This window comes from Pseudomonas sp. Bc-h (assembly GCF_002080045.1).
GTDB lineage: Bacteria > Pseudomonadota > Gammaproteobacteria > Pseudomonadales > Pseudomonadaceae > Aquipseudomonas.
This window is the reverse complement of record NZ_MUIN01000010.1, coordinates 62,374-78,835: the sequence shown is the minus strand read 5'-3', so window position 1 is coordinate 78,835 and position 16,462 is coordinate 62,374. Positions and strand designations below refer to the sequence as shown.

Genomic DNA, 16,462 nt, shown 5'->3' with positions numbered 1-16,462 from the left:
AGTTTAACCAAGTCACGCCGTAAACGGCGCGACTAAAAAACGTTCTAACGGCTGCGGATGACGCGGGGAGGGGTCAGTCGTGTTTCTTCATCAGATGAGGAGACATGTTCAATTCACCAGCGCGACGACGGCGGCGGCGACTGCGACGCCAGAACCAGACGCCGAGATACAGCAGAAGCAGCCCTATGACGATGGTGACAATAGCGCCCGCCGGGCTTGCGTTGAGTTCACCCAGTGCAGCGGGGTGGCCGATCAGACTGGCGACGCCAGCCATCGCCAACAGTACGCCGGCAGTCGCAAGAATTGCCGATATTGCTGCGCCAATGCGCATCCGCCAGTTGCTCTGGCCTTTGGGGCGCAGGCGTCGGGCATCAAAACCATCGGATATCTTCATTCCGACTTCCTCTATGGGTATCGGCGCTCTGACCAGCGTATGCCGGTGTGGTTCCCGTCTGGTCAGCGCCCAGAGGCAAACACGAGTGATTAACGGATAGGCGGTTATGTGAGATGAATCACACAACCCGATGACTGCATTTGTACGCTTTTTCTTCAGGAACTGCCGGAAAATGATGTCCGAGGCGCGGTCAAGGCTCCGCGGATCATAGGGCCAGCTCCTGATGAGTCATGAGGGACAGAGCAGATCAGATCAGGTTTTCGGTCAGGGCAAGCTTGGCGAAATTGTCGTTCATGATTGCCATCTCCGCCTGCTGCACGAGCTCGGCCTTGATCACCCCGGTGGGTGTCGGCAGGTCGCGGGTAGCGCAGGCGTCTTCCACCAGGGTGCAGCGAAAACCGTAATCCTTGGCCGCGCGCACGGTGGTACTGACGCTGGAGTGGCTCATGAATCCGCAGACCACCAGATCCAGACGTCCCAGATCCTCAAGCAGCTTGTGCAGGGTCTTGCGGTCGTCAGTGGTGACGGTGCCATTCAACGCGTTGGGCAGGCGTTTTTCGATGATGATTTCGTCGCCCTGGGGTTGCAATTCCGGTACGAACTTTCCACGTTCGCCTTGCGGATCGAACATGCCACCCACAGTGCCCAGATGGCGAACATGAATGATCGGCGACTTGGCGGCGCGGGCAGCTGCGACCAGTTTGACGATGTTGTCGATGGCCTCTTGAACGCCGGTCAGCGCCAGAGGGCCGCTGAGGTATTCCTTTTGCGCGTCGATGATGATCAGCGTGGCATTACTCAAAGTGGCCGCTGCGTATTCACGGCCACTGAGTTGATACATGGTCTTTGGACCGGTGTTTGAAACAGACATCTGGGGCTCCTTCGAGTGGGGCTTTTGCCACATTGTCCACTGGCTGAGCGATTCTGTGAATCTCAATGCTCACAGGCGTCGCTTTTTGCCGGGCTTCAAGCCGTCGAGCAGGTCGCGGTTGCTGTCATATTGCCTGCAAAATGAAGCAAAGGTTGTGGAAAGTTTTAGCCCTCGCACAGCCGTCGGGCGCAGGCATCGTTTGTTGCGGCGATGGCTGCTAGAATCGCCCGTCGTTTTTTCAAGGAGTCTGCCGTGATCACTTCCCGCCTGCGCACCCTGCGCGATCATATCCGTTGGGCCGTCAGCCGTTTTCACGGGGAAGATCTGTTCCACGGTCACGGTACCGACAACGCCTGGGACGAAGCACGCCAGCTGGTATTGGGGGCTTTGCACCTGCCTTGGGAAATTTCAGACAACTATCTGGATTGCAATCTGGAAGACGACGAACTGGTCAATGTCCAGCGCCTGATCAAGCGGCGTATCGATGAGCGCGTGCCGACCGCATATCTGCTCGGCGAGGCCTGGTTCTGCGGCATGTCGTTCATCGTTGACGAGCGCGTGCTGATCCCGCGCTCACCGATTGGCGAACTGATCGAAAACCGTTTCGAACCCTGGCTGGCCAACGAGCCCGCCCGCATTCTCGACCTGTGCACAGGCTCCGGATGCATCGGCATTGCCTGTGCGGACGTGTTCCCGGACGCCGAAGTCGCGCTGGCGGACCTGTCGTTCGAAGCGCTGGAAGTGGCGAATCAGAACATCGAACGGCATGGCCAGGATGAGCGCGTTTACACCGTCCAGGGCGATGGCTTCGACGGTTTGCCGGGGCAGCGGTTCGATTTGATCGTGTCCAACCCGCCCTATGTCGATGCCGAAGATTTCGCCGACATGCCGGACGAATATCAGCATGAGCCCGAGCTGGCGCTGGCCTGTGGCGATGACGGACTGAATCTGGTGCGACGCGTGCTGGCCCAGGCGGCGGATCATCTGACCGAGAAGGGTTTGCTGATCGTCGAAGTGGGCAACAGCCAGGTGCACGTCGAGGCGTTGTACCCGGAAGTGGAATTCGCCTGGCTGGAATTCCAGCGCGGCGGCCACGGTGTGTTCATGCTGACGGCCGAGCAGTGCCGTGAGCATCAGGCGGTGTTTGCCGCGCGGGTCTGATTCACGATTCTATTGTGGAGAGGCGCTTGCAGCAGTCCGGCCGGGCGGTGTTCCGTTTGCCGGCGGTAGCGTCTTCGAAGACGCCACCGCCGGCAAGCCATAATCAGCTGAAAGCCAGTAGGGCCCGCAGAGTTGTTCAGCGATGCGTTGCAATCCAGATCAATAACCCGGCCTGGAACACCGCGAAGGTCACCAGACAAGCGATGGTGAAACGCAGACCGCTGTCGTCGCGGCGGTATTTGCTGACCTTGTCTTCGGCCTTCTTGATCGTGACTTCCTGTTCCTGAATCTTCTGTTCCGCCTGCTGCAGCATCTGCGCGGCGTCGAGAATTTCGACGATCTGCACCTTGTCGGTGTTCCAGGTGTTGTTCAGGCTGCCGACCTTGGCATCCTTGATGCTGCCCTTCAGATGCTGAGGGTCGGCGTACACCACCTCGAAGCCGTTTGTCTTGAGGAAGTGGTCGCGGCGCAGGCGAGTGTCTTCGTTCAGCGCGTCCTTGTTGGCCAGAGCCGTACCGGCAATCTTGTATTCCGACCAGCGTTTCTGCGCCCAGTGAATGCCCTGAGCGACCATGAAGCGACCCAATCCACGGTTCCACGGTTCGATCTGCAGACCCGATTCAGGGCCCACGCGCACGGCACGATTGGCGTGGTCGACCCAGATATCCAGATGATTCTGTTCCTTGCGGGTCTTCTGCCCCGGCAAGTGATAACTCATGCGCAGCAGGCTGAAATCCTTGCTGTTGCGCTCGGCGCGGCCGAACTCGACGAACCGCAGCGGACGACCACCGGTGGCCCGATCCGTCGGCAGCGGGGCCAGGCGCAACATCGAAAAATGCTCGGCCTGGACCTCTTCCCACAGTACCGGTGCGGCGACTTCACCTTCTTTGGTGTCGCTGGGGGCGGGCGCTTGGGCCTCAATCGTTGCTTCTGTCATCACGGCGATCCTGTTCTCGGCATTGCTCGGCAAACACAATGCCAGCAACCCGCTATCGGCCGTTTTCGGCGAAGCTGAAGGGGGATGCGCGCAGGAACGATGTCGATACGACCTGTAGCCGTCCGGCTGCAGGCGGTGGCGACCTCGGAATCGCCACCGCCGGCAAGCCGGGCTGCTACAGAAGAGGAGCGAGCTTGAGTCTAGGCGGCAGGAACAGAATCGATGAACTTCATGATGCGATCGGACAGCTCGCTGGCGAGCGGCAGTTGCGGGTCCTTGTAGGAGGCGAGCTGGCGCTTCATGTCCATCGGCACAATACGCAGGACGTGGTTCATGCCGTCGATGATCGCCAGTTGCGAGTCCGGCTTGGCCTGATGCAGCCGCTCGGCATCGCCCACTCCCACCTGCATGTCGTTACGGCCCTGAATGATCAGCGTCGGAATCTTCAATTGGCCAAAGGCAACAGCGGGTTTCTGCCGGAATAGCGAAATCAGATAAGGCTGCACGCTCGGCCGGAACACCACCTGCAACTGTTCGGGAACGTTGTCGTCGGTCTTGCCCGCTTTCATTTCCTCGATCAGCTCTTCGCTGCGTGCCAGCAGGGGAGGTGGAAGGCGGTACTGCAATTGCTCGCGTACAACCTGATCCACTGGCCTGCCGGTGCCTGCGACCGAGATCAGCGCCTTGGCTCCGGAGCGTTCGGCGGCCAGCGTCGCCACCAGCGCGCCTTCACTGTGTCCCATCAGAATCAGCTGCCCCAGGCGTGGGTCGGCCTTGAGTTTTTCGCTCCAGGCCACTGCATCGTCGACATATTTCTCGATGGTCAGGTCGCGTTCGTCCGGGGTCGCTGGCCGGCTTGCCGCCACGCCGCGTTTGTCGTAACGCACGCTGGCGATATTGTGCTTGGCCAGAATCAGCGCCAGGCGCTTCATGCTGTCGTTGCGCCCGCCATCCGGATTGTTGCCGTCGCGGTCGGTCGGGCCGGACCCGGCAATGATCAGCACCACCGGCACCGGCGCCTTGGATTTGGGCAGCAGCAGGGTGCCGAACAGCTCGCCGGTGCCGGTGTCGAGACTGATGGGGCGTTGCAGCACGACCGGGGTGCCGGCGTGGGCAAGGGTAGTCAGCAGAGTGAGGGTCAAGGCGATTACTCGCAGCGGCAGCAAGCCGCGGATCAGGGACATAGCACGTAGCATCGCAGGACCATCGTCAATAAAGTGTCAATTGGATGCGGACAATCGAATAAGGTTCGAGGGTGATTCAGGCGATCAGCCTGCGTATACTGGCGGGCTCGTGTGTTTGATCGATTTTTCGGAGCCTTCCCGCATGTCCGGCAATACCTACGGCAAGCTGTTCTCTGTCACCACCGCTGGCGAAAGCCATGGCCCGGCGCTGGTTGCCATCGTCGACGGCTGCCCGCCCGGTGTCGAGTTGTCGCTGGAAGATCTGCAGCGTGATCTGGATCGCCGCAAGCCTGGCACCAGCCGGCACACCACCCAGCGTCAGGAGGCTGACGAAGTCGAGATCCTTTCCGGCGTCTTCGAAGGCAAGACCACGGGCGCTTCCATCGGCCTGCTGATTCGCAACACCGATCAGAAATCCAAGGACTACTCGCAGATCAAGGATCTGTTTCGTCCAGCCCACGCCGATTACACCTACCACCACAAATACGGCATCCGCGATTATCGCGGCGGCGGTCGCAGTTCTGCACGTGAAACTGCAATGCGTGTAGCGGCCGGTGCCATCGCCAAGAAGTATCTGGCCACTCAGGGCATCACGGTACGTGGCTACATGAGCCAGTTGGGCCCTATCGAAATCCCGTTCAAGACCTGGGAGTCGGTCGAGCAGAACGCTTTTTTCAGCCCTGACCCGGACAAAGTGCCGGAGCTGGAAGCCTACATGGACCAGCTTCGTCGCGACCAGGATTCGGTCGGGGCGAAGATCACCGTTGTCGCCGAGGGTGTGATGCCAGGTCTGGGCGAGCCGATCTTCGACCGCCTGGACGCCGAACTGGCCCATGCGCTGATGAGCATCAACGCCGTGAAGGGCATTGAGATCGGTGCCGGCTTCGACAGCGTCGCCCAGCGCGGCACCGAGCATCGCGACGAGATGACCCCTGAAGGCTTCGTGACGAACAACGCCGGTGGCATTCTCGGCGGTATTTCGTCGGGCCAGCCGATCGTCGCTCACCTGGCATTGAAGCCAACGTCGAGCATCACCACGCCGGGCCGTTCGATCGACGTCGACGGCAACCCGGTCGATGTGATCACCAAAGGCCGTCACGACCCTTGCGTCGGCATTCGCGCCACACCGATCGCCGAAGCGATGATGGCGATTGTCCTGCTCGACCATCTGCTGCGTCATCGCGGCCAGAACCTGGACGTGAGCGTCACCACCCCGGTCCTGGGCCAACTGTAATGTCGCCATTCGGTCCCGCTGCCACGGCTGTTTGAACGTGGCAGCGCTTCCTTACTGGCGGCTGTCGGGCTTTTATCTCTTCTATTTCGCCCTGCTCGGCTCGACGGCGCCGTTTTTGGCGCTGTACTTCAATCACCTCGGGTTTCCCAGCGCCAGGATCGGTGAGCTGGTCGCGATTCCCATGCTCATGCGCTGCGTGGCGCCGAACCTGTGGGGCTGGCTGGGTGACTACACCGGTCGCCGGCTGGCCATCGTGCGCTTCGGCGCGGTCTGCACGCTGGCGTGTTTCTCGCTCATCCTCGTCGACAAGTCCTACGCCTGGCTGGCCATGGTCATGGCGCTGCACGCGTTTTTCTGGCACGCCGTATTGCCTCAATTCGAAGTGATTACCCTCGCACATCTGCAAGGGCAGACAGCTCGCTACAGCCAGATCCGGCTGTGGGGTTCGGTGGGCTTCATCCTCACGGTGGTCGGTCTAGGGCGATTGTTCGAGTGGTTCAGCCTGGACCTTTACCCGCAGGCGTTACTGCTGATCATGGTCGGGATCGTCGCCAGCAGTTGGTGGGTCCCCAATGCGCAGCCGCAGGTGTCGAGTCAGCGGCCCGCGGGCGAGGGATTTCTGCGACAGTTATTCAGCCCCGGCGTATTGGCCTTTTTCATCAGCGTTGCGTTGATGCAATTGAGTCACGGGCCTTATTACACCTTCCTGACCCTGCACCTGGAGCATCTGGGCTACAGTCGCGGGATCATCGGCATGCTGTGGGCGGTGGGGGTCGTGGCCGAGGTGTTGATGTTCATGGTGATGAGCCGGATTCTGCAGCGCTTCAGTGTCCGCCACGTGTTGATCGCAAGTTTTGCCCTGGCCTCGGTGCGCTGGCTATTGCTGGGTAATCTCGCCGATCATCTTGCCGTATTGATCTTCGCCCAGCTACTGCATGCAGCTACCTTTGGCAGCTTTCATGCTGCTGCCATACATTTTCTGCAACGCAGTTTCGGCTCGCGTCAGCAAGGCCAGGGTCAGGCGTTGTACGCGGCCCTTTCCGGCACTGGCGGGGCGGCGGGCGCGTTGTATTCCGGTTACGCCTGGAACGCGCTGGGTCCGGGCTGGACCTTTACCATTGCCAGTCTGGCGGCGCTGATTGCCGCGATTCTGGCCGCTACACGCATGAAGCCTGAGCGTCTATAGGCTCTGCGCCGAATGGCGCAATGGTCGAAATGGCCTTATATCTGTGAACCCGCGCCATACCGGACTTGATGCCGTGGCGCGTTGACCGAACCGAGGAATACCGTAATGAGCAGCCTTTGCGTCTATCACGTGTCATCTCCGGCGTTGCCGAACAAGGTCCTGACCCATCTGGAGGACATTGCCTCGACGCTTGCCGAGCATGGGGTGACGTTCGATCGTTGGCAGGCAGAGACGCCTCTCGCACGGGACGCCAGTCATGAAGAGGTGATCAGCGCCTACCGTACGCAAATCGACAAGCTGATGACCGAGCACGGCCATGGGCTGATGGATGTGCTCACTGTGAAGCGCGACCATCCGCAGAAAGCCGAGCTGCGTGCCGAGCTTCTTGAAGAGCATCATTACGATAACGATGTAGTACGTTTCTTCGCCGCCGGTCTTGGTTTGTTCAGCTTGCACATCGGTGATTTCGTCTATGCCGTGCAGTGCGAACGCAATGATTTGATTTCCATTCCTGCTGGCACTCGCCACTGGTTCGACATGGGCGAACATCCGCACTTGGTGATGATCCGTCTGGCCCGTGATGCGCAAGGTCGTGCGCCGAAATTCAACAGCGAATCCATCGCCGGACAGTTCCCGCGCCTGGATGATTGAACCAGTCAGGTTCTGAGCATCGCGTCGTGATTTTGCAAACGGCCAATGTCTGTGACATTGGCCGTTTTTGTTTCTAAATCACAAAAAATGTAAGCACGTTTTGGTTGTTTTGTGGGAAGTGGCCTGTTTACAAGTCAGGCATGCCTGTTTGTTTTCACCCTTATGTTTAACCCTTCCAGACTGTGTAACCCTTCGCCTGTCGGGCCCTGACAGTCTTTGGATGAGCACCGGTCGTGCAGTTTTTCTGCAGGACTCGGGGCGTCCGACGGCTGCACATCAACCTAGCGCCATGAAGAGCGTTCGGGGACGACACATGGGTTCTTAAACGGAGGGAAAGATGAAAAACATGCCAACAGGGACGCTGAATCCGTTGATCCAGCAAATGGTCAGTAGCGTGACGGAGCAGGATGGAGACGCGGCGATTGCCAATGCGCTCGACTGGCTGAGGGAAGAGTGCAAGTGTGAGCGGGCGATGCTCTACCAATATCGCAATGGTGATTTGCTCAGTTGCATCACTTCCAATGTCGACCGTTATTGGAAGGACCTGTATTGCCAGGGAAGGTTGATGATCGAGGATCCGATCGTACGCTGCTTCCGCCATAGAATGGGGTTTCTGAGCTGGACCGAGGCGTTCGAAACCTACCCACCCTCGGCTCCCTACCTGGCGGCAGTGGAAGACTGCCAGTTGCTGCCCGCGTTTTCGTACGGATATAGCTGCCAGAACCGCACCAATCATGGCGTGATCACGATCTGCTCGCTCAATGGCATGACACGTCCATTGACCCATAACGACCGGTACCTTCTCACCAGTCTGGTACCCATGCTGCATGTGGCCGGGAAGGGACGACAGTTTCAGACCCGCGCCCTGACACCAAAGGAGCTGGAGATTTTGAAGTGGGCTCGCGAAGGTAAAACGGCTTGGGAGATCGGTTTGATCAAGGAAGTTTCCGAAGCCACCGTCAAGCACCATTTCAAGAGCATCTACGCCAAACTCGGTGTCACCAATCGAGCGCAGGCGGTCGGCGAGGCCTTGTGCCGCGGGATCATTCGTTAGCCCGACCGATGGCCCGACAACCGTCGGATTCGAAGGCAGGCAAAAAAAACCGCGATGGCAGTGAAGGCTATCGCGGTATCTACAAGGGATGCTTCAAGTGGTGCGGGGGTAATCGGCAACGCTTGCCATTAACGGGTGTGATACGTCGGCAGATCGAAACGGTGTTGGCTTTGCAGCATCGAGATGGCCGGCAGTTCACTGGCCTGAGCCGCGAGGTCGCGGCGGATGGCGCTGATCACCCATTCCAGCTGAACCGGCGTATGCAATTGGGCATAAGACACCGAGCGACGGATCTGTTTGCCCTCACCATTGCGCAGCGACAACAGCAAGCCACCGTCCGGACGCGGTTGGGTGGTGACTTCGAAATCGGAAAATACGGAAGCGAATTTTTCTTGGATGAAAGTCATGTCTAGCGGCTCCATTGCTCAGTGATAACAAGCTTGGAAGAACTAGTGCAGTGACTGTGCCAGTATTTGAAAACGATTAAATCCCTTATGAATCAACACGTTAGAAAATAAGAGAATTTTTGCTTTCGTGCATTTTGCAAGAATGGCCATCGGGCATCCTGCATTTTGCCGGAGAGGGAGGGAGCTAATGGGAGAAAACGAGGAATCGTTGAAATCTCAGACAGCGGTATCCGGAATTTATTTCATGGTGTTCCACAGATTTTTCGCGGAGTCGATCGGCGGCGTTTTTCTATCGGGATAATCGAAAAGGTTTTCTGGCTTAACATAGGCTCGAACTGCCATTGTTGGCGCCTTCAGCGGAACTTCGTCAACGGCATGCGCCTCTGAAAATTTCCGCGAAACAATGATCGATGATGCGCGCCCGTTGCGGCGCTACAGGAGTGATGCAATGTCTGACGCCCCGAAACCCACAGCTTCCGCCACGCGGATGACCGATGAAGAGGCGCTGGAATTCGCCGAGCAGGTATTCGACCGGGCGAGAGCGGGCGACGCACAGATGCTGGATCGTCTGCTGGAAAACGGCCTGACCCCCAATCTGCGCAACCACAAGGGCGACACATTGTTGATGCTCGCCAGCTATCACGGCCACCAGGCTGCAGTCAGTGTGCTGCTGAAACACAAGGCCGACCCCGAAATACGCAACGACAATGGCCAGAGCCCGATTGCCGGAGCCGCTTTCAAAGGCGATCTGGAGGTGGTGCGGATTCTGGTGGAAGGCGGTGCAGACGTTGAAGGGGCGGGAGCGGATGGCCGTACTGCATTGATGATGGCAGCGATGTTCAACCGAACCGCGATTGTCGATTACCTGATTTCCAAAGGCGCCGACCCACATGTCAAAGATGCCAAGGGCGTCACGCCGCTGATGGCCGCGCAAACCATGGGCGCCACTGAGACGGCCGAGCAGCTGACCCGTCTGGGCGTGTGAAGCGATAGAGGCGCGAGGGATTTCCGGCTATCCTTCGCGCCTTGTTTTTCCCCCGGATACATCGCCATGAAAGCCTCCCTCATCGAATTCATCAGCAAGATCAGCTCCGGCTGCATGACTGACGAGGAAATCGAAAAGATTGCCGACGAGGCCGCTCAGGCCTACGCCGATCCCGACGCCTTTCTGGCCGCCAACCCGGATATCAATTACGACGACAGCTTCCCCATTCCTCTGGGCGAGTGGATCGTGGTGGGCAGCCTCCCGGAAACCGTGATGTTCCAGGCCGATACCTACATGGACTTGTTTTCTGAAATCACCGCCTCGTTCGGGCCTGACGTCAGCTTCAATATCAAGCCCAAACAACTGGCCAAGACCGAACCACTGACCGCGCTGAACCGGATCCAGATTCAGCTCGGCAGCATGAACAGGGAAATGGGCGGTTACGTACTGATGAACCTCAGTGAGCCGCTGGACGACGAGCTGCAGACCGTGCTGGTCTACGGCAATGATCAGGCGCGAGTCATGGCGCTGGGTGTCGAACTCGGGATCCTCATCGAGCCTGCGCTCGATGCGTTGAAAGCGCAGGGCTGAGGTCACGCTGTGGCAGTGTGAAATATCCCTTCCGACCCACGGAACCCTCGTCGAGCGGTATGACTCCTAAGTGGGCAAGCCTTCAATAAGGAGCAACACCATGGGTTCCACCTTTAATGGTCTGATTGGACTGATCATTCTGGCCCTCGACATCTGGGCGATCATCAATGTCTTGAAGAGCGGCGCCGAGACCGGAATGAAGATTCTCTGGGTCCTGCTGATCGTGCTGCTGCCGGTCTTGGGTCTGATCATCTGGGCTATCGCGGGTCCACGAGGCAACGTCCGAATCTAGAGTGTCACAAGGCTTCAGAATACCGACGCCTGATTGCCTGCTGGCAATCAGGCGTTTTTATTGGGGCTTGCAGTGGACACTCCCATCCTTTGAACCCCTTCGATAGCGCCTCTGTTTTGTATGCGTAACATCGGCTGAATGGGGCAGGGCGAGAGCATGCGCCGAAGGTGTTTGAGGCGATCGAATACGCGCCTGTTTTGTACAGCCGATTCTTTAAATGGCGGCAGCAGAAGTGTCTTTGTAAGCAAATATTTGAACCTCGCCAAAACAACGGAATTTTCACTGCTTTTTCTGGAAAATCCCCATCGCTTGACACCATGGAATCGCCCTATGCCAGGTATTTACCCCAATCGCCCATGAAGAATGCGGCTCATTGGTGGTAAACAGCAGGCGATCACGTAATATTTGCCCCCCGCGACCCAGGCCGGCGTTTCGACGTCACCGGGCGCACCGGCTTTTTGAACTTAAACCTGAATCCAACGGATCCTACAACACATGGCCAAAACGGACGCCCCGGCGCGCGCGCCGCAACCTACCGTCAAATCGCACCTGGCTTACACGCTGTTGAGTGGCCTGGCGCTGATGGTCCTGTACACCCTGTTGCGCGTTGCGCTGCTGGTCTACAACCGCGAGGGGATCGGCGCGACGCCGGCCTCGACGTTCATCGAGGCGTTCGGCAACGGCCTGCGTTTCGACTTGCGTCTGGTGGTCTACATCCTGATCCCGCTGCTGCTGGCCCTGTTCAGCGCACGGTTGATGGCCGCACGCGGGATATTCCGTTTCTGGCTGACCTTGGTCGCCAGCCTCACCACGTTCTTCGGCCTGATGGAGATGGATTTCTACCGGGAATTCCATCAACGCCTGAACGGTCTGGTGTTTCAGTACGTCAAGGAAGACCCGAAGACCGTACTGAGCATGATCTGGTACGGCTACCCCGTCGTTCGTTATCTGTTGGCGTGGGTGTTGCTCACCTGGCTGCTGAGTCTGGTGTTCAAGGGCATCGATCGCCTGACCCGTCCTCGCGGCGGTTTCAATATCGGCAGTTCCAGCAACCGCGTGGTAGCGCCCTGGTACACTCGCATCGGCGTCTTCGTGGTGTGTCTGCTGATTGCGGTGGTTGCCGCTCGCGGCACGCTGCGTCAGGGTCCGCCACTGCGTTGGGGTGATGCCTACACCACTGAATCGAACTTCGCCAACACGCTGGGCTTGAACGGCACGTTGACGCTGATCGCCGCGGCGAAGAGCCGGATGTCCGAAGACCGCGACAACATCTGGAAAGCTACCCTGCCGCAGCCCGAGGCTCAGCAGACCGTGCGTGACATGCTGCTGACGGCCAACGACAAACTGGTCGACCCGGACAGCGCTGCGGTGCGTCGTGAATTCACCCCGCCAGAAAGCAATACGCTGCCGATCAAGAACGTCGTGGTGATCCTCATGGAAAGCTTCGCAGGCCACTCGGTGGGTGCGCTGGGCGACGAATCCAACATCACCCCGTATTTCGACAAGCTGTCTGAAGAAGGTCTGCTGTTCGATCACTTCTTCTCCAACGGTACGCACACCCACCAGGGCATGTTCGCCACCATGGCGTGCTTCCCGAACCTGCCGGGCTTCGAATACCTGATGCAGACTCCTGAAGGCAGCCACAAGCTGTCGGGCCTGCCGCAGTTGCTGAGTGCGCGTAAATATGACGACGTGTACGTGTACAACGGCGACTTCGCGTGGGACAACCAGTCCGGGTTCTTCAGCAACCAGGGCATGACCAACTTCATCGGTCGCAACGACTTCGTCAATCCGGTGTTCTCGGACCCGACCTGGGGTGTTTCCGACCAGGACATGTTCGACCGTGGCGCACAGGAGCTGAAGGCTCGCGAAGCCAAGGGCAAGCCGTTCTATGCCTTGTTGCAGACCCTGTCCAACCACACGCCATACGCCTTGCCCGCCAACCTGCCGGTGGAGCGCGTGACCGGTCACGGGACGCTGGATGAACACCTGACCGCCATGCGTTATTCAGACTGGGCGCTGGGGCAGTTCTTCGAGAAGGCCAAGAAAGAGCCTTACTACAAGGACACGCTGTTCGTGGTGGTCGGTGACCATGGTTTCGGTAACAACGAGCAGATCACCGAGATGGACCTGGGTCGTTTCAATGTACCGATGCTGATGATCGCGCCGGGCCTGCAGGACAAGTTCGGCAAGCGCAGCAGCATCGTCGGTACTCAGATCGATATCGTGCCGACCATCATGGGTCGTCTCGGCGGCGACACGGTGCATCAGTGCTGGGGTCGTGACCTGCTGAACCTGCCTGCGGGCGATCTGGGCTTTGGTGTGATCAAGCCGTCGGGCAGCGAGCAGACAGTTGCGCTGGTGACGGGTGATCGGATTCTGATCGAGCCCAAGGACATGGAGCCGAAGGTTTATAGCTACGCGCTGGGGACCAAGCCGCACGCCGAGGTGATGCCGAATGCGCCGGACGTCGCCGAGTTGCGCAAGAAGCTGGATAGCTTCCTGCAGACCGCGACCAAGAGCCTGCTGGATAACACGGCGGGGGTTAAGGACGCCAAGCCTTAGGTTTTTGACTGCATGAAACAAGAGGCCCTTTGGGGCCTCTTTTTTTTGTTGCGCAGACTTCCAGGGGATCTGGACGTTTGCAGGAATGCTCGACTCAGCACCGGCAAAAACGTTGAACGAATGCCAAAAATCCACAGTCCGATTTCGGTAGGCCGGCTCCCGGCCTGACTGAGGAGACATTGATGAAAGTCTGGACTATTTCGTTTCTGGATAAAGAAGGTGTGCAGCAGACCCTCGATCTTGAACTCGAGCACCGTCCCAGTGAGGAGGAGGCTGCTCAATGTCTGCGTCCGCGCCTGTTCCCGGTCACCAATGACCTTGATCTCAATGACCTGGATGGCCGAACACTAGAACCCACGGTCAAGACACTCAAGGAACAGAACGCGGTACAGATCATTTCCATCGTCGAGGCTTCATGAAAAAACCTCGGCAATCACCCCCATCTGCCAATTGGCAACACGCCAGCAATGGGCGTAGTCTGCAAATGAGGCCGGTGAAGCATCTACCCGACCCAGCTCGCGTATAGATGCCCGGTTTGTAAAAGCAGCACCGGCCTTGTCAGCGACATGCTTGAGTCCCGGGCGACAGATGAACTGTCGCTCGACGTCCCGTCCGAGGGGCGTTCAGGGATCGTTGAAACTCTATCTATCGTTGCATAGGAGGACGTTTCATGAGCACGACCTATCAAGAAGACATCAGCAGTCACGTACTGCGCCGCATGAAAGAAGGCGGTTTTGACTTCGCACGTATCCACCCCATCGAGTTCTATGCCGTGTTTCCGGATGAGGAACGTGCGCGCCAGGCCGCCGAAAAGTTTCGTGGCGAATCCCTAAATACCCAGATCAACGCCCGAGAGGACGGGGCGTGGCACCTGCAATTAAGCAAAATCATGTACGCCACTTACGACGGAATAGGAGATTTCGAGCAGGACTTTCAAACCGCGATCCTGGGGCTCGACGGTGAGGTTGAAGGATGGGGCGTGAAGCAGGAGATCAAGCGGCTGCATTGATATTGACGCTCGGCTATATAAAGCCTGTGGGAGGGCGCTTGCTCGCGAAGACGGACGACAGACACACCCCGTCATGTGACCGCAATCGCGAGTCAGCTCCCTTCCGTGGTGCCTGCACCTAATTCACGCCTTTGCCAGACCTCGGCATGGCGCAAGCCCGAATCCAAAAACGGGGCAAAAAAAAGCCGCTCGGGTGTGAGCGGCGTAAAGGGAATTTCGTTGGGAATCCGATAACACATGAACATCGCTCATCGAGTCTGGAGCGGGCTATCTGGGTTGATGGCGCGATTATCCGGAAACAAAGTCCTGTCCGGAAATCAACTCTGGCTATGCTGGTGATAGTTTTTTCTGCGGCGGGACGCTTCTCTTTGAAGCGTAGGAGAATTGGTTAGAGCGCATCTTGCACAGGAATGGTGCGGGGGCTTCTGCTGTTTTATTCAACCAATTGATTTTAAAGCGTTTATGCCGCTGGCACGGGCCTTGCGAAGGCCCTTGTGTCCATGGTGACAAGGAGTACGGCATGATCCGCACCTTTTATGATGAGATGTACGATGTGGACGGCTCGGTCCGCCCGCATTATCGGGAATTCGCCCGCTGGCTGGGCGAAGCGCCACCTGAGCTGCTGGCTCAGCGTCGGCGTGAGGCCGATCTTTTGTTTCATCGCGCCGGGATTACTTTCACGCTGTACGGTGACGAGCAGGGGACCGAGCGTCTGATCCCCTTCGATACGATTCCGCGCAGCATCCCCGCCAGCGAATGGCGAGTGGTCGAGCGCGGCTGCATTCAGCGCGTCAAGGCGCTGAACATGTTTCTCGCCGACTTGTATCACGATCAACGCATCATCAAGGCAGGGATCATTCCCGCCGAACAGGTGCTCGCCAACGAGCAATATCAGTTGGCGATGCAGGGCCTGAATCTTCATCGCGACCTGTACTCGCACATATCCGGTGTCGATCTGGTGCGTGATGGCGACGGCACCTATTACGTCCTCGAAGATAATTTGCGCACCCCCAGCGGCGTGAGTTACATGCTTGAAGACCGCAAGATGATGATGCGTCTGTTCCCCGAGCTGTTCGCCGCGCAACGCATTGCTCCCATCGATCACTACCCGAACCTGCTGCTCGACACGCTGAAAAGCTCCAGCCCGCTGGACAACCCGAGCGTGGTCGTCCTGACGCCTGGCCGCTTCAACAGCGCGTTCTTCGAGCATGCGTTTCTGGCGCGGGAAATGGGCGTTGAACTGGTCGAAGGCGCGGACCTGTTCGTGCGTGATGACCGAGTGTTCATGCGCACCACGGATGGGCCGAAGGCCGTCGACGTGATCTATCGCCGCCTCGACGATGCGTTCCTCGATCCGCTGGCGTTCAATCCTGATTCGATGCTGGGCGTGCCGGGTCTGCTCTCGGCCTATCGCTCGGGCCATGTGGTGCTGGCCAATGCCATCGGCACCGGGGTGGCCGACGACAAGTCGGTTTACCCGTTCGTGACTGACATGATCCGTTTCTACCTCGACGAAGAGCCGATCCTGAAAAACGTGCCCACCTGGCAATGCCGCAAGCCGGAAGAATTGTCCCATGTGCTGGCCAACCTCGGCGATCTGGTGGTCAAGGAAACCCAGGGATCGGGCGGCTACGGGATGTTGGTCGGCCCGGCAGCTACGGCCGCCGAAATCGAATCATTTCGGGCTCGCCTGAAAGCCAAGCCACACGCGTACATCGCTCAACCCACTTTGTCCCTCTCGACTTGCCCTACTTTCGTCGAGAACGGCATCGCCCCGCGACACATCGACCTGCGCCCGTTCGTTCTGTCTGGCCGCGAAACCCGCGTCGTTCCTGGCGGACTCACCCGCGTTGCGTTGCGCGAGGGGTCGCTGGTGGTGAACTCGTCGCAGGGTGGCGGAACCAAGGACACCTGGGTGGTCGAGGATTAAGGATGCCTGCC

The 16,462-nt window shown here is 58.5% G+C and carries 17 protein-coding genes; 12 read left to right on the top strand and 5 right to left on the bottom strand.

Going from position 1 to position 16,462, the window contains the following annotated elements; translation table 11 throughout:
• Positions 1-73: 73 nt before the first annotated feature.
• On the bottom strand, positions 74-394 hold the full coding sequence (locus BWR59_RS19345; RefSeq protein WP_081567258.1) for a hypothetical protein: 321 nt from the start codon (positions 392-394) through the stop codon (positions 74-76).
• 247 nt (positions 395-641) lie between these two features.
• On the bottom strand, positions 642-1,265 hold the full coding sequence (locus tag BWR59_RS19340) for a cysteine hydrolase family protein (protein WP_081567257.1): 624 nt from the start codon (positions 1,263-1,265) through the stop codon (positions 642-644).
• Between the two features lie 252 nt (positions 1,266-1,517).
• Here BWR59_RS19340 and prmB point away from each other — a divergent pair, with 252 nt between their 5' ends.
• Positions 1,518-2,426: a 50S ribosomal protein L3 N(5)-glutamine methyltransferase gene (gene prmB / locus BWR59_RS19335; RefSeq protein WP_081567256.1), complete on the top strand. Its 909-nt coding sequence runs from the start codon at positions 1,518-1,520 to the stop codon at positions 2,424-2,426.
• A 136-nt stretch (positions 2,427-2,562) separates the two neighbouring features.
• Here prmB and BWR59_RS19330 read toward each other — a convergent pair whose 3' ends face one another.
• Together BWR59_RS19330 and BWR59_RS19325 are read right to left on the bottom strand one after the other, a co-directional pair.
• On the bottom strand, positions 2,563-3,363 hold the full coding sequence (locus BWR59_RS19330) for a hypothetical protein (RefSeq protein WP_081567255.1): 801 nt from the start codon (positions 3,361-3,363) through the stop codon (positions 2,563-2,565).
• Positions 3,364-3,563: 200 nt separating this feature from the next.
• Positions 3,564-4,559 carry an alpha/beta fold hydrolase gene (locus tag BWR59_RS19325; RefSeq protein WP_081567254.1) on the bottom strand — a complete coding sequence of 332 codons (996 nt, stop codon included), beginning with the start codon at positions 4,557-4,559 and terminating at the stop codon, positions 3,564-3,566.
• Positions 4,560-4,689: 130 nt separating this feature from the next.
• Here BWR59_RS19325 and aroC point away from each other — a divergent pair, with 130 nt between their 5' ends.
• The 4 genes from aroC (at position 4,690) to BWR59_RS19305 (ending at position 8,672) form a co-directional block, all read left to right on the top strand.
• Positions 4,690-5,781 carry a chorismate synthase gene (gene aroC / locus BWR59_RS19320; RefSeq protein WP_081567253.1) on the top strand — a complete coding sequence of 364 codons (1,092 nt, stop codon included), beginning with the start codon at positions 4,690-4,692 and terminating at the stop codon, positions 5,779-5,781.
• A 37-nt stretch (positions 5,782-5,818) separates the two neighbouring features.
• Entirely contained in the window at positions 5,819-6,967 is a 1,149-nt protein-coding gene (locus BWR59_RS19315; RefSeq protein WP_081567252.1) for an MFS transporter, read from the top strand.
• 105 nt (positions 6,968-7,072) lie between these two features.
• On the top strand, positions 7,073-7,618 hold the full coding sequence (locus BWR59_RS19310; RefSeq protein WP_081567251.1) for an acireductone dioxygenase: 546 nt from the start codon (positions 7,073-7,075) through the stop codon (positions 7,616-7,618).
• Positions 7,619-7,955: 337 nt separating this feature from the next.
• Positions 7,956-8,672, top strand: a complete 717-nt coding sequence (locus tag BWR59_RS19305) for a helix-turn-helix transcriptional regulator (protein WP_081567250.1) — start codon at positions 7,956-7,958, stop codon at positions 8,670-8,672.
• A 128-nt stretch (positions 8,673-8,800) separates the two neighbouring features.
• On the opposite strand, the gene BWR59_RS19300 is transcribed toward BWR59_RS19305, so the two are convergent.
• Positions 8,801-9,079: a DUF3509 domain-containing protein gene (locus BWR59_RS19300; protein WP_081567249.1), complete on the bottom strand. Its 279-nt coding sequence runs from the start codon at positions 9,077-9,079 to the stop codon at positions 8,801-8,803.
• 448 nt (positions 9,080-9,527) lie between these two features.
• On the opposite strand from BWR59_RS19300, the gene BWR59_RS19295 reads away from it, so the two are divergent.
• The 7 genes from BWR59_RS19295 to BWR59_RS19265 all read left to right on the top strand — a co-directional run bounded on the left by BWR59_RS19295 (position 9,528) and on the right by BWR59_RS19265 (position 16,451).
• Positions 9,528-10,064: an ankyrin repeat domain-containing protein gene (locus BWR59_RS19295; protein ID WP_081567248.1), complete on the top strand. Its 537-nt coding sequence runs from the start codon at positions 9,528-9,530 to the stop codon at positions 10,062-10,064.
• 66 nt (positions 10,065-10,130) lie between these two features.
• The gene (locus BWR59_RS19290; RefSeq protein WP_081567247.1) at positions 10,131-10,655 is read left to right on the top strand and encodes a hypothetical protein; all 525 of its coding nucleotides are present in this window, start codon (positions 10,131-10,133) and stop codon (positions 10,653-10,655) included.
• A 100-nt stretch (positions 10,656-10,755) separates the two neighbouring features.
• Positions 10,756-10,947: a PLDc N-terminal domain-containing protein gene (locus BWR59_RS19285; RefSeq protein ID WP_074755146.1), complete on the top strand. Its 192-nt coding sequence runs from the start codon at positions 10,756-10,758 to the stop codon at positions 10,945-10,947.
• Positions 10,948-11,442: 495 nt separating this feature from the next.
• Positions 11,443-13,512, top strand: a complete 2,070-nt coding sequence (locus BWR59_RS19280) for an LTA synthase family protein (protein WP_081567246.1) — start codon at positions 11,443-11,445, stop codon at positions 13,510-13,512.
• Positions 13,513-13,694: 182 nt separating this feature from the next.
• Entirely contained in the window at positions 13,695-13,931 is a 237-nt protein-coding gene (locus tag BWR59_RS19275) for a hypothetical protein (RefSeq protein WP_081567245.1), read from the top strand.
• Positions 13,932-14,182: 251 nt separating this feature from the next.
• Complete coding sequence (locus BWR59_RS19270) at positions 14,183-14,521, top strand: ribonuclease E inhibitor RraB (protein ID WP_081567244.1); 339 nt, start codon at positions 14,183-14,185, stop codon at positions 14,519-14,521.
• A gap of 520 nt (positions 14,522-15,041) precedes the next feature.
• On the top strand, positions 15,042-16,451 hold the full coding sequence (locus tag BWR59_RS19265) for a circularly permuted type 2 ATP-grasp protein (protein ID WP_081567243.1): 1,410 nt from the start codon (positions 15,042-15,044) through the stop codon (positions 16,449-16,451).
• The last annotated feature ends 11 nt before the right edge of the window (positions 16,452-16,462 follow it).